The organism is Citrobacter sp. RHBSTW-01013 (genome assembly GCF_013781985.1).
GTDB lineage: Bacteria > Pseudomonadota > Gammaproteobacteria > Enterobacterales > Enterobacteriaceae > Citrobacter > Citrobacter braakii.
In genome coordinates, this window is the sequence record NZ_CP056185.1 from 382382 (window position 1) to 406783 (window position 24402).

General features: G+C 53.5%; 21 protein-coding genes. 12 read left to right on the forward strand and 9 right to left on the reverse strand.

Annotation, left to right across the window (positions count from 1 at the left end):
* Positions 1–10: 10 nt before the first annotated feature.
* From feoA to greB, 3 genes are all read right to left on the reverse strand, one after another.
* Entirely contained in the window at positions 11–238 is a 228-nt protein-coding gene (feoA, locus tag HV350_RS01840) for a ferrous iron transporter A (protein ID WP_003023519.1), read from the reverse strand.
* Between the two features lie 431 nt (positions 239–669).
* Positions 670–3003: a Tex family protein gene (locus HV350_RS01845; protein ID WP_181629685.1), complete on the reverse strand. Its 2334-nt coding sequence runs from the start codon at positions 3001–3003 to the stop codon at positions 670–672.
* Positions 3004–3101: 98 nt separating this feature from the next.
* Positions 3102–3575 carry a transcription elongation factor GreB gene (greB, locus tag HV350_RS01850; RefSeq protein WP_016157642.1) on the reverse strand — a complete coding sequence of 158 codons (474 nt, stop codon included), beginning with the start codon at positions 3573–3575 and terminating at the stop codon, positions 3102–3104.
* A 225-nt stretch (positions 3576–3800) separates the two neighbouring features.
* Between greB and ompR the strand changes: the two genes are divergently transcribed.
* Positions 3801–4520, forward strand: coding sequence for a two-component system response regulator OmpR (gene ompR / locus HV350_RS01855; RefSeq protein WP_001157751.1), 720 nt, complete (start codon positions 3801–3803; stop codon positions 4518–4520).
* Positions 4517–5869 carry a two-component system sensor histidine kinase EnvZ gene (envZ, locus tag HV350_RS01860; protein WP_006687412.1) on the forward strand — a complete coding sequence of 451 codons (1353 nt, stop codon included), beginning with the start codon at positions 4517–4519 and terminating at the stop codon, positions 5867–5869. Before ompR ends, envZ begins: the two co-directional genes overlap by 4 nt.
* A gap of 74 nt (positions 5870–5943) precedes the next feature.
* Here envZ and pckA read toward each other — a convergent pair whose 3' ends face one another.
* Positions 5944–7566: a phosphoenolpyruvate carboxykinase (ATP) gene (gene pckA, locus HV350_RS01865; protein ID WP_181629687.1), complete on the reverse strand. Its 1623-nt coding sequence runs from the start codon at positions 7564–7566 to the stop codon at positions 5944–5946.
* 378 nt (positions 7567–7944) lie between these two features.
* On the opposite strand from pckA, the gene HV350_RS01870 reads away from it, so the two are divergent.
* Positions 7945–9663, forward strand: coding sequence for a DUF4153 domain-containing protein (locus HV350_RS01870; protein ID WP_181629688.1), 1719 nt, complete (start codon positions 7945–7947; stop codon positions 9661–9663).
* 82 nt (positions 9664–9745) lie between these two features.
* On the opposite strand, the gene hslO is transcribed toward HV350_RS01870, so the two are convergent.
* The 4 genes from hslO to igaA form a co-directional block, all read right to left on the reverse strand.
* A complete protein-coding gene (gene hslO / locus HV350_RS01875) occupies positions 9746–10624 on the reverse strand; it encodes an Hsp33 family molecular chaperone HslO (protein ID WP_016157640.1) in 879 nt (292 codons plus the stop codon).
* Between the two features lie 24 nt (positions 10625–10648).
* Complete coding sequence (hslR, locus tag HV350_RS01880) at positions 10649–11050, reverse strand: ribosome-associated heat shock protein Hsp15 (protein WP_019078146.1); 402 nt, start codon at positions 11048–11050, stop codon at positions 10649–10651.
* Positions 11051–11060: 10 nt separating this feature from the next.
* The gene (yrfG, locus tag HV350_RS01885) at positions 11061–11729 is read right to left on the reverse strand and encodes a GMP/IMP nucleotidase (RefSeq protein WP_019078147.1); all 669 of its coding nucleotides are present in this window, start codon (positions 11727–11729) and stop codon (positions 11061–11063) included.
* A gap of 62 nt (positions 11730–11791) precedes the next feature.
* A complete protein-coding gene (igaA, locus tag HV350_RS01890) occupies positions 11792–13927 on the reverse strand; it encodes an intracellular growth attenuator protein IgaA (RefSeq protein ID WP_019078148.1) in 2136 nt (711 codons plus the stop codon).
* 322 nt (positions 13928–14249) lie between these two features.
* Here igaA and nudE point away from each other — a divergent pair, with 322 nt between their 5' ends.
* A complete protein-coding gene (gene nudE, locus HV350_RS01895; RefSeq protein ID WP_016154795.1) occupies positions 14250–14810 on the forward strand; it encodes an ADP compounds hydrolase NudE in 561 nt (186 codons plus the stop codon).
* Positions 14811–14868: 58 nt separating this feature from the next.
* On the opposite strand, the gene mrcA is transcribed toward nudE, so the two are convergent.
* Positions 14869–17421: a peptidoglycan glycosyltransferase/peptidoglycan DD-transpeptidase MrcA gene (mrcA, locus tag HV350_RS01900; protein ID WP_016157635.1), complete on the reverse strand. Its 2553-nt coding sequence runs from the start codon at positions 17419–17421 to the stop codon at positions 14869–14871.
* A 120-nt stretch (positions 17422–17541) separates the two neighbouring features.
* On the opposite strand from mrcA, the gene HV350_RS01905 reads away from it, so the two are divergent.
* The 8 genes from HV350_RS01905 (at position 17542) to damX (ending at position 24298) form a co-directional block, all read left to right on the forward strand.
* Positions 17542–18321: a DNA utilization protein HofM gene (locus HV350_RS01905; RefSeq protein WP_181629690.1), complete on the forward strand. Its 780-nt coding sequence runs from the start codon at positions 17542–17544 to the stop codon at positions 18319–18321.
* Positions 18321–18860 (forward strand): PilN domain-containing protein, encoded by a 540-nt coding sequence (locus HV350_RS01910; protein ID WP_181630622.1) that lies wholly within the window; start codon positions 18321–18323, stop codon positions 18858–18860. Before HV350_RS01905 ends, HV350_RS01910 begins: the two co-directional genes overlap by 1 nt.
* On the forward strand, positions 18844–19299 hold the full coding sequence (locus HV350_RS01915; protein ID WP_016157632.1) for a hypothetical protein: 456 nt from the start codon (positions 18844–18846) through the stop codon (positions 19297–19299). The genes HV350_RS01910 and HV350_RS01915 overlap by 17 nt, the downstream gene beginning before the upstream one ends.
* Positions 19289–19702 (forward strand): HofP DNA utilization family protein, encoded by a 414-nt coding sequence (locus HV350_RS01920; protein ID WP_181629691.1) that lies wholly within the window; start codon positions 19289–19291, stop codon positions 19700–19702. Before HV350_RS01915 ends, HV350_RS01920 begins: the two co-directional genes overlap by 11 nt.
* Entirely contained in the window at positions 19605–20852 is a 1248-nt protein-coding gene (gene hofQ, locus HV350_RS01925) for a DNA uptake porin HofQ (RefSeq protein ID WP_181629692.1), read from the forward strand. The genes HV350_RS01920 and hofQ overlap by 98 nt, the downstream gene beginning before the upstream one ends.
* 404 nt (positions 20853–21256) lie before the next feature.
* Positions 21257–21778: a shikimate kinase AroK gene (aroK, locus tag HV350_RS01930; protein WP_003023552.1), complete on the forward strand. Its 522-nt coding sequence runs from the start codon at positions 21257–21259 to the stop codon at positions 21776–21778.
* A 57-nt stretch (positions 21779–21835) separates the two neighbouring features.
* The gene (aroB, locus tag HV350_RS01935) at positions 21836–22924 is read left to right on the forward strand and encodes a 3-dehydroquinate synthase (RefSeq protein WP_047358161.1); all 1089 of its coding nucleotides are present in this window, start codon (positions 21836–21838) and stop codon (positions 22922–22924) included.
* A gap of 96 nt (positions 22925–23020) precedes the next feature.
* Entirely contained in the window at positions 23021–24298 is a 1278-nt protein-coding gene (gene damX / locus HV350_RS01940; RefSeq protein ID WP_181629693.1) for a cell division protein DamX, read from the forward strand.
* The last annotated feature ends 104 nt before the right edge of the window (positions 24299–24402 follow it).

Consider the following 24402-nt stretch of genomic DNA (forward strand, 5'->3'; position numbering starts at 1 on the left):
ACTCACTGTATTAACAGGAAACCGCTTCCACTTCTAATAACGCCAGATCTTTCTTACGCAATACCAGACTTACGCGACGCGTTTCGATATGGATAGGATCGCCGAGTGGGGCGACGCGTACCACGTTGAAAGAGGAGCCGGGTAGCATGCCAAGTGACAACAGTTTCTGACGATAAGCCGGGCTGATTTCACGGGCAAAACCGGTAATTTTCCACGCACTGTCAGGAGTGAATTGCATAGGGACCTACTTATATCTCGCTAACTGGATGATTACCTCATGGGGCGGCAAGGCGGCATGAGGCCAGATGATTAGCCAACGTAAGGAAAGAGTAAATAATCAACAGATCAATGATAATGAGAATGGTTTCTATCATCAATAGAATAAATGTGACGGAATGTACAATTGGATAATAATTTGCGCCAATTTTGATATTCCTCAATATTTATTCTGGTTGAGAACGAATGATTCACGGAAATAATTAGTGAGGATCTTAATGTTTAATTAAGGTTTCATCTGTTAATGAAGTGATAAATATATGGCGGTAGAAAGCGGGAAATAGACTAAATATGCCGGATGGCGACGCTCACGCGTGTTATCCGGCTTACAAATTAATTGCGACAAGTCAGCCGGATAAGGAGGTTACACCCCCATCCGGCACAAAAGCCATACTAGCGTTTTTTACCCATTGCCGCCGCCAGCGCATCCATCATGGCGCTGTTACCCGCAGGCTGTACGTCACGACCACGAGGTTTCGCGGCTTTTGGCGCCGGGCGATTGCTTTGAGTGCGATCGTTATTCCCGCCGCCGCGACGCGCATTGGTTTCACCCGGCTGCTCGTCCAGACGCATGGTCAGTGCGATACGCTTACGTTGCAGGTCAACTTCCAGCACTTTCACTTTCACAATGTCGCCCGCTTTCACCACGGTGTGTGGATCTTCGACGAACTTATTCGACAATGAAGAGATATGCACCAGACCATCCTGATGAACGCCAATATCAACAAACGCGCCGAAGTTCGTGACGTTAGTGACTGCCCCTTCCAGAATCATTCCCGGCAGCAGATCGTTCATGGTTTCTACGCCATCAGCAAACTGCGCGGTTTTAAATTCAGGACGCGGGTCGCGGCCTGGTTTTTCCAGCTCTTTGATGATGTCGGTGACGGTCGGCACCCCGAAGCGTTCGTCGGTAAAATCGGCTGCTTTCAGATTGCGCAGTTCGTTGCTGTTGCCCATCAGGTCACGCAGCGATTGCTCGGTTGCGGCCAGAATGCGTTCCACAATCGGATAAGCTTCCGGGTGAACGGTAGAAGCATCCAGTGGGTTATCGCCATGGTTGATACGCAGGAAGCCTGCGCACTGTTCAAAGGCTTTTGGCCCCAGGCGGCTAACTTTTAGCAGTTGCTGACGGTTCTGAAACTGACCGTTCTCATCGCGCCAGGCGACGATGTTTTGCGCCATCATGCGCGTCAGGCCAGCAACGCGGGTCAGCAGCGGCACGGAAGCGGTATTCAGATCGACGCCGACGGCATTCACGCAGTCTTCCACCACCGCATCCAGCTTGCGCGCCAGCTGCGTCTGGCTTACATCGTGCTGATACTGGCCCACGCCGATAGATTTCGGATCGATTTTCACCAGCTCCGCCAACGGATCCTGCAAACGACGGGCGATAGACACCGCGCCACGCAGCGAAACATCGAGATCCGGGAACTCCAGCGCCGCCAGCTCGGAAGCAGAGTAAACCGATGCCCCGGCTTCGCTGACAATCACTTTCTGCGCGGTCACTTTCGGGAACTGCTTCTGGACGTCGAGGAAGAAACGCTCGGTTTCGCGCGACGCCGTACCGTTACCAATCGCGACCAGCTCAACGTTGTATTTTTCACACAACGCCGCCACGGCAACGGCGGCTTTGGCTGCCTGGCCGGTATGCGGATAAATAGTGTCGGTCGCGACCAGCTTGCCGGTACCGTCAACCACCGCCACTTTTACACCGGTACGCAGACCCGGATCGAGACCCATTGTGGCGCGCAGCCCGGCCGGGGCGGCCATCAGCAGGTCATGCAGGTTACGGGCAAAGACGTTGATCGCTTCATCTTCCGCACGTTCACGCACGGTACCCATCAGCTCAGTTTCAAGGTGCATCAGCACTTTGATGCGCCACGTCCAGCTAACAACGCCTTTACGCCAGCTGTCAGCGGGGGCGTTGTTCAGGCGCAGTCCCAGGTGATCCTGGATAATCTGCTCGCCGTGGCTCTCTTTTGGCGGCTCATCGAATTGCGGATCGGCATTTAGTGAAAGCTGCAACACGCCTTCGTTACGACCACGGAACATGGCCAGCGCACGGTGGGATGGAACGGTAGAAATAGGTTCGTGGTGATCGAAGTAATCGCGGAACTTAGCGCCTTCCTCTTCTTTCCCACTAACCACGGCGGCAACCAGGTGGGCGTTTTTCCACAAATAATCACGCACTTTTGCCAGCAGCGCAGCGTCTTCGGCGAAGCGCTCCATCAGAATGTAGCGTGCGCCATCGAGGGCAGCTTTGGTATCGGCCACGCCGTTTTCAGCGTTGAGATATTTTGCAGCTTCTGTTTCCGGGTCGTGGGATGGTTCGTTCCACAGCAGATCTGCCAGCGGCTCCAGTCCGGCCTCAATGGCTATCTGCCCACGGGTGCGGCGCTTAGGTTTGTACGGCAGATAGAGATCTTCGAGTTCGGTCTTACTTAACGTGCCGTTGATCGCGTTCGCCAGATCGTCGGTCAGTTTGCCTTGCTCGCCGATAGATTTCAGGATTGCCTGACGGCGGTCTTCCAGTTCACGCAGATATCCCAGACGGGTCTCCAGATTACGCAGTTGCGTATCGTCCAGACCGCCGGTGATTTCCTTACGATAACGTGCGATAAACGGCACGGTGTTCCCTTCGTCAAGCAGGCGAACGGCAGCTTCTACCTGTTCAGCACGAGCCTGAATTTCACCTGCGATAATGCGGCAGAAAGAATCATTCATCATGGATAGCTTCGTCTATAGGATAAAAAATCAGGGGATAGTTATACGGATTGACTGGCAAAAATGCCAGTCATCTACCGGGGCTTCGGATTGTTCCGGTCTCACTTAACGTATTTAATTTCGTTCACGTACCAGCTGGCTTCACCACCAGGGGTGTTGACTATCGCGAGATCGCCGACCTCTTTTTTCAGCAGCGCCCGCGCCATCGGTGAGTCGATAGAAATGTAATCTTTACGACCGAAGATCTCATCGTAGCCGACAATGCGGAATTTACGGATGTCGCCATCGTCATTTTCTATCTCGACCCACGCGCCAAAGAAGACTTTGCCCTCTTGCTGCGGGGAGTAATCGACGATTTTCAAATTCTCCATGCACTTGGTCAAATAACGGACACGGCGGTCGATCTCACGCAGACGCTTTTTATTATACTGGTAGTCGGCATTTTCGCTGCGGTCACCCAGACTTGCGGCCCAGGTAACCTTTTTGGTGACTTCCGGGCGCTCTTCACGCCAGAGGTAATTCAGCTCTTGTTTGAGTTTTTCATACCCTTCGCGGGTTATCAGGGGCGTTTTCATCTTATTGTTTTACCTTCGACTCTGTGATGATGCGCACAATTAGTATTACGCGAGCATATCAACAGAATAAATAATGTATTGCGAGAAACATTGTATACTTAAGCTGCTGTTTAATATGCTTTGTAACAATTTAGCCTGGAATTCATACCAGAATTCGCTGGTGACTCACGTTAGCTTTCTTAAGAATATACACTTAATTGTTGCGAACCTTTGGGAGTAATAACAATGCAAGAGAACTATAAGATTCTGGTGGTCGATGACGACATGCGCTTGCGTGCGCTTCTGGAGCGTTATCTGACCGAGCAGGGCTTCCAGGTTCGAAGCGTCGCTAACGCTGAGCAGATGGATCGTCTGCTGACCCGTGAGTCCTTTCACCTGATGGTGCTGGATTTAATGCTGCCGGGAGAAGATGGCCTGTCTATTTGCCGTCGCCTGCGCAGTCAAAGCAACCCGATGCCGATCATTATGGTCACGGCGAAGGGTGAAGAAGTCGATCGTATCGTTGGGCTGGAAATCGGCGCTGACGATTACATTCCGAAACCGTTTAACCCGCGAGAACTGCTGGCCCGTATTCGCGCTGTACTCCGTCGTCAGGCGAACGAACTGCCGGGCGCGCCTTCTCAGGAAGAAGCGGTCATTGCTTTTGGTAAGTTTAAACTGAACCTCGGTACGCGTGAAATGTTCCGTGAAGATGAGCCAATGCCGCTCACCAGCGGGGAATTTGCAGTACTGAAAGCGCTGGTAAGCCACCCGCGCGAGCCGCTGTCCCGCGACAAGCTGATGAACCTGGCCCGTGGTCGTGAATATTCGGCGATGGAGCGTTCTATCGATGTCCAGATTTCTCGCCTGCGTCGTATGGTGGAAGAGGACCCGGCGCATCCGCGCTACATTCAGACCGTGTGGGGTCTCGGCTACGTCTTTGTTCCGGACGGTTCTAAAGCATGAGGCGAATGCGCTTCTCGCCACGAAGTTCGTTTGCCCGCACGTTATTGCTCATCGTCACCTTGCTGTTTGCCAGCCTGGTGACGACTTACCTGGTAGTGCTGAACTTCGCGATACTGCCGAGCCTCCAGCAGTTTAATAAGGTCCTGGCCTACGAAGTTCGTATGCTGATGACCGATAAACTGCAGCTGGAGGACGGTACGCAACTGGTGGTGCCGCCCGCATTCCGCCGGGAAATTTATCGTGAGCTGGGTATTTCCCTCTATTCCAACGAGGCAGCTGAAGAAGCTGGACTGCGTTGGGCGCAACACTATGAATTCTTAAGCCATCAGATGGCGCAGCAGCTGGGCGGTCCGACGGAAGTCCGCGTTGAGGTGAACAAAAGCTCGCCGGTCGTATGGCTGAAAACCTGGCTGTCGCCCAATATCTGGGTACGCGTGCCGCTGACGGAGATCCATCAGGGCGATTTCTCACCGCTGTTCCGCTACACGCTGGCGATTATGCTGTTGGCTATCGGTGGCGCGTGGCTGTTTATCCGTATCCAGAACCGACCGCTGGTGGATCTTGAACATGCGGCGCTGCAGGTGGGGAAAGGTATCATTCCGCCGCCGCTGCGTGAGTATGGCGCTTCAGAGGTGCGCTCCGTTACCCGAGCCTTTAACCATATGGCCGCGGGGGTGAAGCAACTGGCCGATGACCGTACGCTGTTAATGGCGGGCGTGAGCCACGATTTACGTACTCCGCTGACGCGTATTCGTCTGGCGACCGAAATGATGGGCGAAGAGGATGGTTATCTCGCGGAATCCATCAATAAGGACATCGAAGAGTGTAATGCCATTATCGAGCAGTTTATCGATTATCTGCGTACCGGTCAGGAGATGCCGATGGAGATGGCGGATCTGAACTCGGTGTTAGGCGAAGTGGTCGCAGCGGAAAGCGGCTATGAACGTGAAATCGAAACTGCGCTGCTGCCGGGCAGCATTCAGGTGAAAATGCACCCGCTGTCGATCAAGCGTGCGGTTGCCAATATGGTGGTTAACGCCGCCCGTTACGGCAACGGCTGGATTAAGGTCAGCAGCGGTACGGAGACGCATCGCGCCTGGTTCCAGGTAGAAGATGATGGTCCTGGCATCAAGCCGGAGCAGCGTAAACACCTGTTCCAGCCATTTGTCCGCGGCGACAGCGCGCGTAGTACCAGCGGCACGGGCCTGGGTCTGGCGATTGTGCAGCGTATTATCGATAACCATAACGGTATGCTGGAAATTGGCACCAGTGAACGAGGAGGGTTGTCGATCCGCGCCTGGCTTCCGGTTCCCTTCACTCGCGCGCAGGGCACCACGAAAGACGCATAAGAAAGGGAGGCGAAATGCCTCCCTTTTTGTTGCTGTAGGCCGGATAAGGCGAAACCGCCATCCGGCACTCTTCGTTACAGCTTCGGTCCGGCGCTAACCAGCGCTTCACCTGCAGGGGTATCGGTGTATTTCTCGAAGTTCTCGATAAACAGTTTTGCCAGCGCGTTGGCTTTTTCCTGCCACTGCTCCGGAGAAGCATAGGTATTACGCGGATCGAGAATGCGAGTATCTACGCCCGGCAGCTCGGTTGGGATAGCCAGGTCAAACATCGGCAGACGGAACGTTTCTGCGTCATCCAGCGAACCGTTCAGGATAGCGTCGATAATCGCGCGGGTATCTTTGATAGAGATACGCTTGCCGGTACCGTTCCAGCCGGTGTTAACCAGATATGCCTGCGCACCTGCCGCCTGCATACGTTTCACCAGTACTTCTGCGTACTGCGTTGGGTGCAGTGACAGGAATGCTGCGCCAAAGCAGGCTGAGAAGGCTGGGGTCGGTTCGGTGACGCCACGTTCGGTACCGGCCAGTTTGGCGGTGAAGCCAGACAGGAAGTGGTACTGGGTTTGGTCTGCCGTCAGACGAGAGACCGGCGGCAGCACGCCAAACGCGTCGGCGGTCAGGAAGATCACTTTGGTGGCGTGACCCGCTTTTGACACCGGCTTAACGATGTTATCGATGTGATAAATCGGGTAGGACACGCGGGTGTTTTCGGTTTTGGAACCGTCGTCGAAGTCGATGGAACCATCTGCGCGCACGGTGACGTTTTCCAGCAGCGCGTCACGACGGATTGCGTTGTAGATTTCCGGCTCGGCATCTTTAGACAGTTTGATGGTCTTCGCGTAGCAACCGCCTTCAAAGTTAAACACGCCGTCGTCATCCCAGCCGTGTTCGTCATCGCCAATCAGGCGGCGTTTCGGATCGGTGGACAGCGTTGTTTTACCCGTACCGGACAGGCCAAAGAAGACTGCCACATCACCTTTTTCCCCGACGTTTGCCGAGCAGTGCATGGAGGCAATGCCTTTCAGCGGCAGCAGGTAGTTCATTACGGAGAACATACCTTTCTTCATTTCGCCGCCGTACCAGGTGCCACCAATCAACTGGATACGCTCAGTCAGGTTGAAAGCCACGAAGTTTTCGGAGTTCAGACCCTGCTCTTTCCATTGCGGGTTAGTGCATTTAGCGCCGTTCATCACGATGAAATCAGGTTTGAAATCAACCAGCTCTTCGTCGCTTGGGCGGATGAACATGTTTTTAACAAAATGCGCCTGCCAGGCTACTTCGGTAATGAAGCGTACGGAAAGGCGGGTATCGGCGTTAGCGCCGCAGAATGCATCAATGATAAACAGACGCTTGCCGGAAAGCTGCTGGGTGACTAATCCTTTCAGATGCTGCCAGGTTTCCGGGGAGAGCGGTTTGTTGTCGTTCTTACCTTTACCTTTGTCGGACCACCAGAGCGTGTCGCGCGTGGTGTCGTCACGGACAATATACTTATCCTTTGGCGAACGTCCGGTAAAGATACCGGTATCAACGGCAACGGCGCCCAGGTTTGTTAACACGCCACGCTCATAACCTTCCAGGTTTGGATCAAGTTCCTCCTGGAAAAGCGTGTCGTAGTCTGGATTGTAAACGATATCCTGAACGTCATTGATACCATAAGCCTTGAGATCTTGCGGGGTTAAACTGTTGTTCACACGCATTTCACTGCTCCTTAGCCAATATGTATTACCTGGAATAGTAAGGTTTTTTAGGGATTGCTAACCGCGACAAGGCTCATAGATTTACGCATCCGGGAAAATCACGGATAACCGAATGCGCTGCGACTCCTGTCACAAAGAGGCGGATATTATGGCAGGAAACCCTTTTTTGTTGTGGAAAATGTTCTTAAAACGTTAATAGAGAGTGTTTTTGGCGGGAAACTTGTGAGTGTAATCGCATTCACGTAAGAAAATAACGTAACTCATACATAAACAATATCGATTCACTTCCCGCCGCAGTGGTCCGGGATCGGCCTATCAATGCTCAAAATTGTGAAGTTGATGCGATAATTACCTTTTCTCTTCATTCTGGGTGACGACATGGATAGTGTTGAGCTTTCACGTACTACTCGCTGGGGCATGATATCTATCGGCCTGTTACAGGGGATATTGTGCTACCTGCTGATGACATATCTGGTGCCGCATAATGACGGCTGGCTGTTCTATGGCATGCCCGCGACAATTGCTCTCTCCTCGGCGCTTTTACTCACTGTTGTCTCTTTCAAACAACGCGCGCTGTGGTACTGGATGGCGCTGATCTTTGTTGTCGTGCTGGCGATGAGCGTCTGGCTAAAGTGGCAAGTCGAGGGCAGCGATAAGTGGCGGCAAAATGATATTTTTATGTTGTACGGCTGGCGCTTACTGCTGATGGCGATGCTGGCATTGCCATGGATTCAGTACTCGCTCCACGCATCCCGCCAGCAGGCCCGCTATGCGCAGTTTTATGCTAGTTTGTGGCTTAACGCGCTGACGTTACTGATTGTCTTTGTCGCCAACGGTCTGTTCTGGATGGTGCTCCTGCTATGGAGCGAGATGTTTAAGCTCGTTGGTATTACCTTCTTCGACACGCTTTTCTTTGATACCGACTGGTTTGGCTACGTGGCCTTTGGCCTGGTTACCGCACTGGCGGTGGTACTGACCCGCACGCAGTCGCGTCTGGTTGCGGCGGTCCAAAAGTTACTGACTTTGATCGCCACCGGTCTGTTACCCCTGGTCGCGCTGCTGGCGCTGATGTTTGTACTGACCTTGCCCTTCACCGGCCTGGAGGCTATCTCGCAGCGGGTGTCTGCGGCCGGGTTGATGTCAACGCTGGCGCTGCTCCTGCTGCTGTTGATGGCTATCGTTCGCGAGCCGCAGAAAGAGGCGCTTCCCTATCCAGCCGCGTTACGCTACCTGATCAAATGCGCCCTGGTTGTCGCGCCCATCTATATGCTGATTGCCGGTTGGTCACTGTGGGTGCGAATTCAACAGTACGGTTGGACGCCCGAGCGTTTATATGGCGTGCTGGTGGTCTGCGTGCTGCTGCTCTGGTCGTTTGGCTATCTGGCGAGTATTTTACGCCGTGGGCGCAATTCGCTTGAGCTTCAGGGGAAGGTGATTCTTTGCGTCTCGTTGCTGGCGTTGGGGCTGTTGATTTTGCTGTCGTCGCCGGTTATTGATGCCTGGCGCATCAGCGTCAAAAGCCATATGGGGCTGTATCACAGTGGCAAAATTAAGCCGGATCAGGTCAGCCTGTATATGTTGGGTAATAGCGGAAAACCGGGACGTGCGGCGTTGGAGGCATTACAAAAAGATGCGGCGTTTAACCAAGACAGTAAGCGCCGGCGCGACTTAAATTCTCTGCTGCAAGGACGTCGCGATCCCATGCAGAACCTGACTGCCACTCAACTAGCGCCGAAAGTGATGATCGCTCCAGGTAGCAGGCAACCCGATGAGGCCTTCTGGGCGTTTGTCAAAGGGCAGAGCTACCGCATTACATCCTGCGTTGAGCAGGATGCATGCGTCCTGGTCGATCAGGACCTTAATGCGGATGGTAAGCCTGAGCAGGTGCTGTATGCTTTTGGCGATGGTGAGAGTCTGGTCTTTGCCAGGAAAGAGGATAAATGGGAACTCATCGCATCAGGTCAGCTACCTGCAGGATTCAATAAGGATAAACTGCTGCAGGCGGTGGCGAATCATCAACTGAATTCAGCCCCCAGAGTTTGGCGTGATATCACCATTGATGGCACCCGATTGCCGATGAATTATTACAACGAGTGAGCGTGTTGCAGATAGCGTTTTGATGGATGGCGGTGCGAACGCCTATCCGGTCGACGATTGTGGGCCGGATAGGCAGTGGTGATTAATGTACCTGCGGGTCCGCCGGGGAAGCGTTGCTACGGATCTCAGCAATGTCCATGGCATTAAACAGATAGTGGCTCCCGCAGTAATCGCAGTGCATATCGATCTCGCCTTCTTCCGCCAGAATGCTGTCCACTTCTTCGTCCGGCAGCGTTTTCAGTGCGCCAGCGCAGCGTTCGCGTGAACAGGTGCATTTGAACTCAACGTCCTGCGGATCGTAGAGAGTAACCTCTTCTTCGTGGTACAAGCGCCACAGCACTTCGTTGGCCGGGAGCGTTAACAGCTCTTCAGTTTTGATGGTTTCGGTCAGGGCTGTCAGGTGATCGAAATCATCTGCCTGCGCGTTTTGCGCCGGCATTACCTGCAGAAGCATCCCGCCAGCAGCGGGTTTGCCATCGACGTCGCCAGTACGGATAAACAGACGTGTCGGCAACTGTTCAGAACGCATGAAGTAATCTTCCAGACAGGCGGCCAGCGTGTCGCCTTCCAGACCAACCACGCCCTGATAGCGCTCGCCTTCTTCTGGGGTAATGGTGATCACCAGGTAGCCGTTGCCTACCAGCGTTTTGAGATCAGCGCCTTCAGGGATATCGCCCTGCATACGGGCCACGCCGCGCATCTGCTGATTGTTGTTGCCGTTGATGACGGCCAGGCTCAGCGGACCATCGCCCTGCAGCTGTACGGTGATATCACCGGCAAACTTCAGCGTGGCGGTGAGCAGGCTGGTGGCGACCAGCAGTTCAGCCAGTACGTTCTTGACCGGCTGCGGGTAAGTATGATTTTCGAGGATCTGTTGCAGGGTTTCCGAAACGGTCACCAGCTCGCCGCGCACGGCAAAGTTTTCAAACAGATAACGATGTAATTGGTCATGTTGCGGCATAATCATCTCTCTTGCAGGTGACAGTCACTCGCTGTCGCCATGTTTAAATCGTAACAGGTCGCGGCGCTCTTTCTTGTCCGGTCGCCTGTCCGGGTGCGGCATGGTTAACGCGTTAAGTTTACGCGCCAGAGCCACTTTTTCGCGTTTTTCTACGCTTTCCGCAGTTTCTTCATACAGCGTAACGGCTTCCGTGGCCGGGCGACGCTGCTCAGTAATAGCCTTGATAATGACCGTTCGCTCGTCATTTCCCTGGCGCAGGGTGAGGGTGGCGTTCAGCTCGACAATCTTGCTCGGTTTGCTGCGCTGGCCGTTGTAATGCACCTTACCGCCTTCAACCATTTCGCGGGCTAGCGCACGCGTTTTGTAAAAGCGTGCAGCCCACAGCCATTTATCCAGCCTGACTTCAGTAGAGGGCTTTTCTTTCATGGCGTCTCCTTCACATCAGTGAGGGGATCAGTCGGCGGTAGTCATTCAGTGACGGATGGCGTGCGTACTGTTTTTCCGCGATGCCTGAGTCGGGATTGGTCACGCCGAGGCAGTAACGAATACCGTACAGAGCAGCGGCGTCGAGAATGGGTTCGCTGTCATCAATAAACAGCGTCTTCTCTGCACTCATTCCCGTTTCTTCAGCCACAGCGTGCCATAACCGCTGATCCTCTTTGGGATAACCAAATGTGTGGGTGGAAAGTAATAAATCAAGGTGTGAGGCCAGACCGGTATGCTCCAGCTTCACCGCCAGGTTATGGGGATGCGCGTTGGTGAGCAAAATACGGCGCTTGCCGCTGGCTTTTAAGGCATCAAGAAACGGTACGGTATCTTCACGCAAAACGGCGCGCGGTCCCTGTTCCGTTGTCATGGCGCAAATATCAAGATCCAGGCATTCGCTCCAGTAATCCAGGCAGTACCAGTTTAGCGTATGTTGCACGGCATGATACTGCTGACGAATATAGTCCTGGGCTTCCTGGGGAGAGATACCCTGTTTCGCGCCATAGGTTTCCGGCACCAGTTTTTGCCAGAAATAGTTATCGAATGCCAGGTCGAGCAGCGTGCCGTCCATATCTAACAACACGGTATCGACATCGTGCCAGGCAATATTGATCTGCATGGAAACTCCCCAGAAGAAAACATGATGCGCGACAGGGTAGCATATCCTGTCGCGCGAGCGTGTTATCGAATCAGGCTTTCTGGGTTGTCAATCAGCGTTGGATTCAGGCAACTTTCGTAGTAGCTCTGAATTTCCGTGATGCGGGAGCGGTGACGCTGGTAGCGTCTGAAAGCCTGTATGCTGTTGTAGACAGCGCATCCGAGCATGGAGAACATCAGCAGCGTCGTGCCAAGGTAGCGCCATAATCCTGAACGATCCGGGATACGGTGCAGGCCAATGTGCTGGGTGCCATTGGCGTCGGTCGAAATATTGGTGACGATCCCCTCCGCGCGAAACGGCGTCTGCATCAGCATCTGCGCCAGACGCTGGAAGGCGTTCCACTGTTCCTGTGGGGGATAGTCATATAGCGAGGTTGTCGGCCACGGCTGATCGACCAGATCGCTGCCTTCGTCGCTGATAATCAGGAAACCGCCAGGGGCTGGGCTATTCAGCGTCTGGGCCGCTCGCGCAGTCTCGCGTGAAATAAACGGCGCCGTAGAGGTATTCACCAGATTATCCAACGACTCCGCACTTACCGGACGCAGCAGCACGTTCACGCCATCCAGTTTGCCTGCGTTCGCCCGTTTCACCAGCGCCGTCCAGTCTTTACTGTTACCAAGGTTAACCAGTGCATTTTTTAAACGTACACATTCATCTTTGGCCGCGCACAGATCGGCCGTTTTCAGGACGATCTCGCCAAAATCGTCCAGTAACACCATTCCGGACTTTTGAATTGCCGAGCGTAACGACGCGCTGACGCGAGAGTCATCATCCGCTTTGGGGTGTAGTTGGCGGTTCACCGCCTGCGTGAGCGCGGTGGCTTTATTCACCAGGTCGGACTCAGGCAGCGGTAATGCGCGCGCGTCATTCCAGATAATTTGCGTGCAATCGAAAGGCATAAACGGCGCGGAAGGCTGCGCATTCCAGCTCCCTTGGGTATGAATGTTACACATACCCGTACCGCTCAGATGCAGCGTGTCACCCACGCGAACGCCCGCGTTTTCAAGCTGTTTAACGCTGGTGGCTTCGATAGTTTGTGCGCCCTTCATCCAGGAAAGCGTAAGCTTTATCGGCATATCCAGCGGGATCCAAAACAGCAGCATCAGCAGCACCAGCAACGAGCCGCCCGCGATGACGGCGTTGCGCAGCCAGTGCTGTAACGGGAAGTTTTTGACTTCGTCATGCAGCGATAAAAAACGTCCCTGGCGAACAACGTGGCGATCGAGATAAATATCAATATCCGTTTGCTGGCCAAGATCTTGTGCGATGTAAGGCTGCCAGTGCGGTGGATAAATCAGATCAATAATACCTAGTGAGATATTATTAATTTGCTCCTGGTCGTTTTCGCCAAACAGCCCCCAGCGACGCGGCGTACCGCGCAGACAATGAATTTCCCGCAGGGCGGTTTTAGACGGTGGGGCGAACAGCCCCCACAGACCCGCAGCTAGCAGCAGCACCGCGCCACCAACTGTCCACGGAACAAACGTATCCGGGATTATCAAACAGAAAAAGAACAGCAGGAACGATGCGGCAATCAGTAACGCCTCGCGCAATCCCGATGGGCGGCTAAGCGCATATTCTTCATGGGTTTCCTGGCGAATATTCAGCAGTTCAATCTGCTCGCTTTCTTCACCGCGAATGGACGCCTGGGTAGAGGCGGTGTGCTGTAACGCATAGCCACGCGCTTCCTGCATATATTCCTGCAGCGTATGGCCGTTCAGGGAGATAACCAGCGGTATCGTATTGGTGTGGATTAGCTCAACGCTGTTTTCGTCATTGATGTATTGTTCCCAGAAAGGGGGAAGATGTACCTCAACGGAATCAAGATAGTAACGCCATTTGTTAGGATCGTCGGTAGTAATGCCGTAACGTGTAATCGCGTGCGTAAGCACGATGACGCTATTACTTTGGGCATTCAGCGTTAATGACACCGGCGCGGAGCTGGCGCCCGTTGGACCAGGTACCTGCTGAATTTGACTAAGGCTTTCGAGATAGTTTTCGACTGCACTGCGCTCTTCAGGCGTGAGTTTACGCTTCGAGGCGTCTGAGAAGACGTTGCTCAAGGGTAAATTTTTCCGTCTGGATTTCGTTCTGAGTAGCCATCCTGCAAGCAATGAGCAGGCCAGCAAAGCAGCTAAAAAAATCAGAATGGTGCTCATGCTTTCCCCATCTTACTTAGTCTGTCAGGCGTGGTCAGTCGCACCCTGTTCAATATTCGTGATTCTGTGGTTGGCTATCGGCAAGTGTGGAGTCGAACTTGAGCATCTTTAAGTACAGCCCAGTAAATGCGAATCATAGCAAAATCACTAAAAATGGAATATCAGCAAATTCCTGGAGTTATTTCAACCTATTGACTTTTAATTTGAAATAGGGATTAACTTTTAGTACGTTACATAAATGTAAATAAACGGCAATTCACATTGCCGAAACCGTGCGGTATATCGCACAATAACCCCAGATTTCACAGCAAAGATCCTCACAATGAGCAAATCATTACAGAAACCCACGATTTTGAAAGTGGAAACCGTCGCCCAATCCCGGCTGTTTAAAGTCGAAAGCGTGGACCTTGAGTTCAGCAATGGCGTACGCCGCGTTTATGAACGTATGCGCCCGTCCACGCGTGAAGCGGTAATGATTGTGCCGATTGTGGACGACCACCTGATCCTCATCCGCGAATACGCGGTCGGGACCGAATCTTACGAACTGGGTTTTTCCAAGGGGTTAATCGATCCTGGCGAAAGCGTGTACGAAGCGGCGAATCGGGAGCTGAAAGAAGAGGTGGGGTTTGGCGCAAAAGATCTGACGTTTTTAAAGAAACTCAGCATGGCGCCTTCCTATTTCTCCAGCAAAATGAACATCGTGGTGGCGGAGGACTTATATCCTGAATCGTTGGAAGGTGATGAGCCTGAACCATTACCGCAGGTGCGCTGGCCGCTGGCGCATTTGATGGATCTGCTGGAAGATCCTGACTTTCACGAAGCGCGTAATGTGAGTGCGCTGTTCCTCGTGCGCGAATGGCTGAAAGGACAAGGGCGGCTTTAATTTCTCTTCGCAAAGAATAAAAAAGGCGCCGAAGCGCCTTTTTTTGATCGGTCAGGGATCAGAACAGTTCGTGCGTCTCACCATTATCGATAATGGTCGTCCCCACCTCATGCACCGCCTGTTGCGTCGGCTGAGTGCCTTCAATGAAGTATTCTGCGCGGCTGTTGCCACCGCTTGCCAGTTGACCGGTGCTGCGATCGATATTGACCGTCACGATACCCGGCGGCGGTGTCAGCGGCTGCTCAGGCACGCCTTCCAGCACGGACTTCATATAGGCATCCCAGGCAGGCTGTGCGCTCTTTGCGCCGCCTTCGTAGCCGGAGATCTGGTCTTTGATCGCCCCAGAAGCCGTCGTGTGTCCGAGATTGCGGCGATGGTCATCAAACCCGATCCATACCGACGTCACCACGCCAGGCCCGTAGCCGGAGAACCATGCATCTTTAGAGCTGTTGGTGGTCCCGGTTTTCCCGCCGATATCATGGCGCTGTAAATCGCGACCTGCACGCCAACCGGTTCCCATCCAGCCCGGCTCACCAAAGATATTGGTGTTCAGGGCGCTTTTAATCAGGAAGGCCAACGGCGTGTTGATCACATGTGGAGCGTACTCCTGTGTTCCGCTTTGCGCGACCAGCGCCTGGTTTGCCTGCTCAAGCTGAGGCATAGGCACGGCGGCATTCTGCTGTTCCTGCGATACGGCGACATCTTCGACGTTACTGTTCTCCAGCACGTTAGATTTCTGGGTATCACCATAAATCACCGGAATATCGCATTCCGGACAGGCAATTTTCGGCTTCGCCTCGAAGATAACGCCGCCCATATCGCTTTCTATTTTACTGATGAAATACGGATCGACCAGGAAGCCGCCGTTAGACATCACTGCATAACCGCGCGCCACCTGCAACGGCGTGAATGAGGCAGAACCCAGCGCCAGCGACTCGGTGTGCACAATGTTTTGTGCCGGGAAGCCGAAACGTTGCAGATACTCTGCCGCGTAATCCACGCCCATCGCGCGCATGGCGCGTACCATCACCACGTTTTTCGACTGACCCAGCCCCTGACGTAAGCGGATAGGACCGGCGTATTGCGGCGGTGAGTTCTTCGGCTGCCAGTCGGAACCCGCGCCTGCATCCCATCGGGAGATCGGCACGTCGTTGAGCATGCTCGCCAGCGTCAGACCTTTATCCATCGCGGCGGTATACAGGAATGGTTTGATGTTGGAACCCACCTGGCGTAACGCCTGGGTTGCACGGTTAAACTTGCTCTGGTTGAAGTCAAAACCACCGACCAGCGCCAGCACCGCGCCGTTTTGCGGATTGATGGAGACCAGTGCGGAGTTGACGTCCGGTACTTGCGCCAGCCACCAGGCATCGCCAACCTGGCGTACCCAGATTTGCTGCCCGGTTTGCACCACATCAGTCACTTTGCGCGGCGTCGGGCCTTGCTGGGTATCCGAGCGGTAAGGACGCGCCCAGCGCATGCCATCCATCCGTAATGACACTGACGTACCATCCGCCAGCGCGGCAATGGCTTCCTGCGGATTGGCGCTGGTAACAACCGCCGGTAGCAGGGGACCATAAGTCGGTAGCGCTTTCAGCGTATCGGTGATTTTCTTGCTGTCCCAACTGCTTTCGCCCACTTTCCACAGCACGTTCGACGGGCCGCGGTAACCGTGGCGCATGTCGTAATCCATCACGTTGTTACGTACTGCCTGCTGAGCAGCCTGCTGTACTTTGCGCGTAATAGTGGTGGTGATGCGATACCCGTCCTCATAGGCTTTCTCGCCATAACGGTTATACATCTCCTGGCGCACCATCTCAGAGAGATACGGCGCGGAGAAGGCGATTTCCGGCGCGTGGTAGTTGGCGTCAATGGCTTCGCCGCGCGCCTGATCGTACTGGGCCTGCGTGATGTAGTTTTCGCTCAACATACGCGACAGTACGACGTTACGTCGCGCGGTTGCCCTTTCCATCGAATAGAGGGGGTTGAAGGTTGACGGCGCTTTTGGCAGACCGGCAATCACCGCAATTTCACTTAAGCTGAGCTGATCAACCGTCTTACCGAAATAGACCTGCGCGGCAGCACCTACGCCATAAGCGCGATACCCCAGGTAAATCTTGTTCAGATACAGTTCGAGGATCTCATCTTTACTCAGCAGTTGTTCAATGCGGATCGCCAGGAACACTTCTTTGATCTTACGCATCAGCGTACGTTCCGGGCTCAGAAAGAAGTTTCTCGCCAACTGTTGGGTAATGGTGCTGGCCCCTTGCGATGCATGGCCGGAGAACAGCGCGACGCTGGCAGCACGGAAGATCCCCACCGGGTCTACCCCGTGGTGCTCATAAAAGCGACTGTCTTCGGTAGCGATAAAGGCTTTAACCATTACCGGCGGCATCTGATCCAGGGTGACCGGGATTCGACGTTTCTCGCCATATTGCGCGATCAGCTCGCCATCAGCGCTGTAAACCTGCATCGGGATCTGTAAACGCACATCTTTGAGCGTCGCGACGTCAGGTAATTGCGGCTCAATATAGCGATAGAGGCCATAAATCGAGCCTGCTCCCAGCAGGATGCAACATACTGCAAGGATTAATAAATACTTTACGAACTTCACTGGAGATTTCCCATTTAGTGGCATTTGGGCAGTTTATAAACAAACGCGCGGTAGTATAAAGGCAAGCCAGACGCATTGATATACCCGTTAAAGCAACGGGTGATAAGGAGATCATCAGCAATGGCTTTCAATATCTGGAAAATTGGTCTGCATATTCAGCAACATGAAGCGCTGGCTGTCGCCTTAGTTCACGACGCATCCGGTCGGTTTCTCCAGCGCTGGTGGCGTATACCGCTGACGCCTCAGGTTATCGTCGATGGCCACATTCGCGAGCCTGAACAGCTTGTCGCAGCGCTACTGCCGTGGAGCCGGGAGCTTCCTCGCCGACACCATATTCATCTCTCTTTTCCTGCCAACAGGACGTTACAAAAAAAGTACCCTCGTCCGGAAATGATGCTGGGCGAGCCGGAGCAAGCCGCATGGTTATCCGGTTCGATGGCGCGTGAGCTGGATATGGCGCCGGATGCGCTGCATTTTGATTATAGCGAAGACACGTTAAGCCCGGCGTTTAACGTCACTGCCGCGCAAAGCAAAGAGATTTCAGCGCTTCTGACGCTTATCCAAACGTTGAAGGTGCAGGTTACGGCGATTACGCCGGATGCCAGCGCGTTACAGCGATTTATACCTTACCTGCCAGAACGTCATCAGTGTCTGGTATGGCATGATGATACCCAGTGGCTATGGGCGACCCGTTCGGCATGGGGGCGTAAATCAACGGGCGATATTGGCTGTATCGACGAGCTTGCCGCGACATTATCGCTTTCCACAACAGCCATTGCGCTATGCGATCCCAGCGGCTTCGATCCTTTAAGCGTGGTGTCTGTACGCCAGCCGCCAATTCCAACGCAAAGCCATCGCTTCACCATTGCACTGGGACTCGCTATGGGAGGCACATGTTGATGATAGCGACCATCAATCTTCTGCCCTGGCGCCAGGCGCGACGTCGCGCCTGCCTACGCTTCTGGAGTGTTTTATTTGGCATTTCGCTACTGCTTAGTATTGGCGTGTTGTTGCGCTATTACAGTGTTTTGAGCGTAGAAAACCAGGTCGAATTGTTGTTAGCGGATGCCGAAAAGACGCGGGCCGAGGCTTTAATGGCGCTAAAGCCGCGTGTGCAGCAGCGCCAGCAACGATGGCAACAGGTTCAAGCGCGGAACAAACAGCGTGAGCAGACCCGAAGCTGGCAGCGGGTTTTGCAAGGGCTGGCGGAATTACTGCCGGAGCAGGCGTGGTTAACAAAAATCACCTGGCAGCAGGAGACACTGGAACTGACGGGAAACACGCTGAGCTTTGCCGCGCTGAAGGCGCTGGAAGCGCAATTACGCCAGCTGCCGCTGTTTAAATTGGGTAGCCCTGGCGAAACGCAGCAGGATGCGCAGGGACGCTGGCAATTCCACTATCGACTGATGCGGAGCGGTGCGCATGAAAACGCTTTGTGATAGCTGGTTAGCGCAGTCGCCGCGCTTTCGGCTCATCTGCGGCTGTGGCTGGATGCTGGGACTGCTCATCGTCGTCATGTTATGCCTCAGCTCCACCGCGCAGAAACGGGTTATGCAACAAGAGGCGCTAAACCAGCAACGAGCGGCCATTCAGGCACAATGGCGAAATTTATATCTGCTGGCGGCATCGCCAGAAGAGCCTGAAGAGACGCTGATTCCGTTCTCCCCACTGCTGTTTCAGACTCCTCTTGCACATCTTATCCACTGGCAACCCTCCGCACAGGGCGGAGAAATGACGCTGAAGCCAGGCTGGGATGTCATCCCGCCGATGTTTGACCAATTAGCGGAGCAAGGGATGAACGTCAGCCGGTTTTCTCTTTACGCAGAAGGTGCGGAGCTGCTGTTAACACTACAACTGGAGCGCCTGAATGATGGTTGAACGCTGGCTGTTGGCGTGCGTAAGCGTACTGATACTCACCGGTATGCGTAATCCCTTCCTGCCGCCGGAGGACCGTTGCCAAATTGCTGAGCTGTCGGCATGGCGCTATCAGGGAATATTGAGCCAGGGCGCGCGACCCATTGGCATTGTTCAGGATAGCCAGAAAAAATGGCAGCGGGTTGAGCGAAATGATGTCCTGAAAAACGGTTGGACGGTTACGCAGATAACGGCCCAGAGCGTAACCCTCGACACAGGGAAAAACTGCGAGCCGCCGCAGTGGCAGTGGCAACGACAAGGAGCGATAAATGAAGCGATGGATGGCATGGATAGTGCTCGTACTGGTGGTCGGGATTCAGAGCGTACTGGCGGCGAAATCGCAAAACGTGACGCTGGTGGTCGATGATGTGCCGGTGGTGCAGGTATTGCAGGCGCTGGCCGAACAGGAAAAGAAAAACCTGGTAGTTTCACCGGATGTCAGCGGTGTGCTGTCACTGCATTTGACGGATGTGCCCTGGAAGCAGGCATTGCAAACAGTGGTGAAAAGCGCCGGGCTGGTATTACGTCAGGAAGGCAACATTCTGCATGTGCATTCTGTTCAATGGCAGAGTGAAAATGCGGCTCGTCAGGACAATGAGCAGGCACGGCTTCAGGCCAGCCTGCCGTTGGAACATCGCAGTATCATTTTGCAATATGCTGATGCCTCCGAGCTGGCAAAAGCCGGAGAAAAGCTGCTCAGCGCCAAAGGAAGCATGACGGTGGATAAACGCACCAACCGCTTACTGCTGCGTGATAATAGCGTTGCGCTTAACGCACTGGAAACGTGGGTGGCGCAAATGGATCTGCCGGTTGCACAAGTCGAACTGGCGGCGCATATCGTGACGATTAATGAAAAAAGCTTGCGTGAGCTGGGGGTGAAGTGGTCGCTGGCTGACGCACAGCAATCGGGGGCGGTGGGGAACGTCACAACGCTTGCCAGCGATCTTTCTGTATCCACAGCCACATCCCGTGTGGGATTTAACATTGGCCGTATTAACGGTCGTTTACTCGAGCTGGAGCTGTCTGCGCTGGAGCAAAAACAGCAGTTGGACATCATCGCCAGTCCACGCTTACTGGCTTCTCACCTGCAACCTGCCAGTATTAAGCAGGGTAGTGAGATCCCTTATCAGGTCTCCAGCGGTGAAAGCGGCGCGACATCCGTCGAGTTCAAGGAAGCTGTATTAGGGATGGAAGTCACGCCCACCGTATTGCAGAAAGGACGAATCAGACTGAAAGTGCATATCAGCCAGAATGTTCCCGGGCAGGTGCTACAGCAGGCGGATGGCGAAGTTCTGGCTATTGATAAGCAGGAGATTGAAACTCAGGTCGAGGTAAAAAGCGGCGAGACGATTGCGCTGGGCGGGATTTTTTCACATAAGAATAAATCCGCAGCCGACAGCGTGCCGCTGTTAGGGGACATCCCCTGGCTTGGCTCTCTCTTTCGCCATGATGGTAAAGAAGACGAACGGCGTGAATTAGTGGTTTTTATTACGCCCAGACTGGTTTCAACGCAATAACTTATGCATGAAAAGCCGTTGTTTTTGCACTGAACACGTTTCAGAGATTTGACGTGCGGGTGTATTTAGCATACAAGGAGTACCGATTTGAGTGTCGGTACTTTTCTTTACTTATGCGGCAGTAAATACGCTTTGCCTTTCTGGTGGTGTGTCATAGGCTTATTTGGTGTCATTTGGCTGCGCGATACGTCGCCAGGTCTGATGTTTGCAGGGTAGCATGCCTGCCACGACCAGAAATGCGTAAGGTTTGGTGATTTATTCAGTTGCCAAACCCGCTTGAGTATTGAGATAATTTTCAGTCTGACTCTCGCAATATCTTATGAGGTTTCAGTTCATGTCCTGCTGCGCTGAGTGTCTGCGAAGCGGGTTTACCATTAACGAATAGTCTTAGTAGTACCGAAAAAATGGCAGAGAAACGCAATATCTTTCTGGTTGGGCCTATGGGTGCCGGAAAAAGCACTATTGGGCGCCAGTTAGCTCAACAACTCAATATGGAATTTTACGATTCTGATCAAGAGATTGAGAAACGAACCGGAGCTGATGTGGGCTGGGTCTTCGATGTAGAAGGTGAAGACGGCTTCCGTGATCGCGAAGAAAAAGTCATCAACGAGTTGACGGAAAAACAGGGTATTGTGCTGGCAACTGGCGGTGGCTCTGTTAAATCACGTGAAACACGTAACCGTCTTTCCGCGCGTGGCGTCGTGGTCTATCTTGAAACGACAATTGAAAAACAACTTGCGCGAACTCAACGTGACAAGAAACGCCCGCTGCTGCAGGTAGAATCGCCGCCTCGTGAAGTTCTGGAAGCGTTGGCTGACGAACGCAATCCTCTGTACGAAGAGATTGCTGACGTGACCATTCGCACCGACGATCAGAGCGCAAAAGTCGTAGCAAACCAGATTATTCATATGTTGGAAAGCAACTAATTCTGGCTGAATACACACTCGTCTGCGGGTACAAGTAACTAAGGTGGATGTCGCGTAATGGAGAGGATCACAGTCACTCTCGGGGAACGTAGTTACCCTATCACCATCGCGGCTGGTTTGTTTAATGAGCCAGCTTCATTCTTACCGCTGAAATCGGGCGATCAGGTTATGTTGGTAACCAACGAAACCCTGGCTCCCCTTTATCTCGATAAGGTTCGCGGCGTACTTGAACAGGCGGGTGTAAACGTTGATAGCGTTATCCTTCCCGATGGCGAGCAGTATAAAAGCCTGACGGTTCTGGATACGGTTTTCACTGCGTTACTGCAAAAACCGCACGGTCGTGATACCACGTTAGTCGCACTTGGCGGCGGCGTGATAGGCGATCTGACCGGTTTTGCGGCAGCCAGCTATCAGCGTGGTGTTCGTTTTATTCAAGTCCCGACAACCCTGTTGTCGCAGGTCGACTCCTCCGTTGGCGGCAAAACCGCCGTAAACCATCCCCTCGGTAAAAACATGATTGGCGCGTTTTACCAACCGGCGTCCGTGGTGGTGGATCTCGATTGTCTGAAAACGCTTCCTGCGCGTGAGCTGGCATCGGGGCTGGCGGAAGTGATCAAATACGGCATCATCCTTGACGGTGAATTTTTCAGTTGGCTGGAAGAAAATCTGGATGCGTTATTGCGTCTGGATGGTCCGGCGATGGCGTACTGTATTCGTCGTTGTTGTGAGCTGAAAGCAGAAGTTGTCGCAGCGGACGAGCGTGAAATGGGCTTACGTGCTTTACTGAATCTGGGGCACACGTTTGGCCATGCGATCGAAGCTGAAATGGGTTATGGCAATTGGTTACATGGTGAAGCCGTTGCAGCAGGTATGGTAATGGCTGCTCGTACGTCAGAACGTCTTGGACAGTTTACCTCCGCTGATACGCAGCGCATCATTACGCTGCTGCAGCGAGCGGGCTTGCCGGTCAATGGACCGCGTGAAATGTCCAGCGAGGCTTATCTACCGCACATGCTGCGAGATAAAAAAGTGTTAGCGGGAGAGATTCGTTTAGTGCTTCCGCGGGCTATAGGGAAGAGTGAAGTGCGCGGCGGAGTGTCGCACGAGGTGGTTCTTAACGCTATTGCTGATTGCCAGCCGGCGTAACAACAAGAAAGGTCTGGCTTGCGTTGCGAAACGTAGGTCTTTTAGCTTCAGGTTATGTGCAAAGTCGTAAGCATTAACCTTTGAGTGGGGTGTTAAATGGATGAATTCAAACCAGAAGACGAGCTGAAACCCGATCCCAGCGATCGTCGTACTGGTCGTTCTCGTCAATCGTCTGAACGCGATAATGAGCCGCAAATCAATTTTGATGATGTTGATCTGGATGCTGACGATCGCCGTCCTGCGCGCGCACGTAAAGAGCGTGAAGAAGAACGGGACATTGAAGAAGAGTATGAATCTGAGGACGATGACGTGGATGAAGAGCGTGTAGAACGCCGTCCGCGCAAGCGTAAGAAACCCGCCAGCAAGCCTGCCTCTCGTCAGTATATGATGATGGGTGTCGGTGTCCTGGTGCTGTTGCTGCTGATCATCGGTATCGGTTCTGCGCTGAAAGCCCCCTCATCATCTCCCAGTGAGCAGGCTGGATCTGGCGAGAAGAGCATCGATCTTTCTGGCAACAATGCGACGGATCAGGCGAGCACGACTACGCCTGCAACAGGCGCTGAGCAGACCGCTGGCAATACCCAGCAGGATGTTTCCCTACCGCCGATTTCCTCTACCCCAACTCAAGGTCAGACACCTGCGGCAACTGAAGGCCAGCAGCGTGTTGAAGTGCAGGGCGATCTGAACAACGCTCTGACGCAACCGCAAGGCCAGGAGCAGGTTAACAATGTAGTGGTTAACTCTACGCTGCCGACCGAACCTGCGACCGTTGCGCCAGTTCGTAATGGTAATGCTGTGCGCCAGACTGCGAAAACGGAAACGGCTGAACGCCCTGCTGCGACACACCAGGAACGTAAACAGGCCGTTATTGAGCCGAAGAGCAAACCGCAAACTACGGTGAAAGCGACGCAGACAGAGCCGAAACCTGTTGCTCAGGCAAAACCAACTGCAACTGCGCCGACGACCACAACCAAGGCACCTGTGGTTACCGCTACGCCGAAGGCGACCGTTGAGCCGAAAGCAACCGCGACTACAACGCCTGCGCCAACTGCAACGTCAACACCTGTTGCTGGTGGAGCGAAAAGTGCTGGAAATGTCGGAGCGTTAAAATCTGCGCCGTCCAGCCATTACACGTTGCAGCTCAGCAGTTCTTCTAATTACGACAACCTCAACGGTTGGGCGAAGAAAGAAAATCTGAAGAACTACGTGGTGTATCAGACGACGCGTAACGGTCAACCGTGGTATGTTCTGGTAACAGGCGTGTATGCGTCTAAAGAAGATGCGAAACGTGCAGTGTCTACGCTACCCGCCGATATTCAGGCGAAAAATCCGTGGGCAAAACCGCTGCACCAGGTTCAGGCCGATTTGAAGTAAGATAGGATATGTTCTGCAATGGTTTGCTGTTTCGCCCAATTGCGGGACAAAGACTAAAGCGCAGGATGCTGTCGGAGCTTTCTCCACAGCCGGAGAAGGTGTAA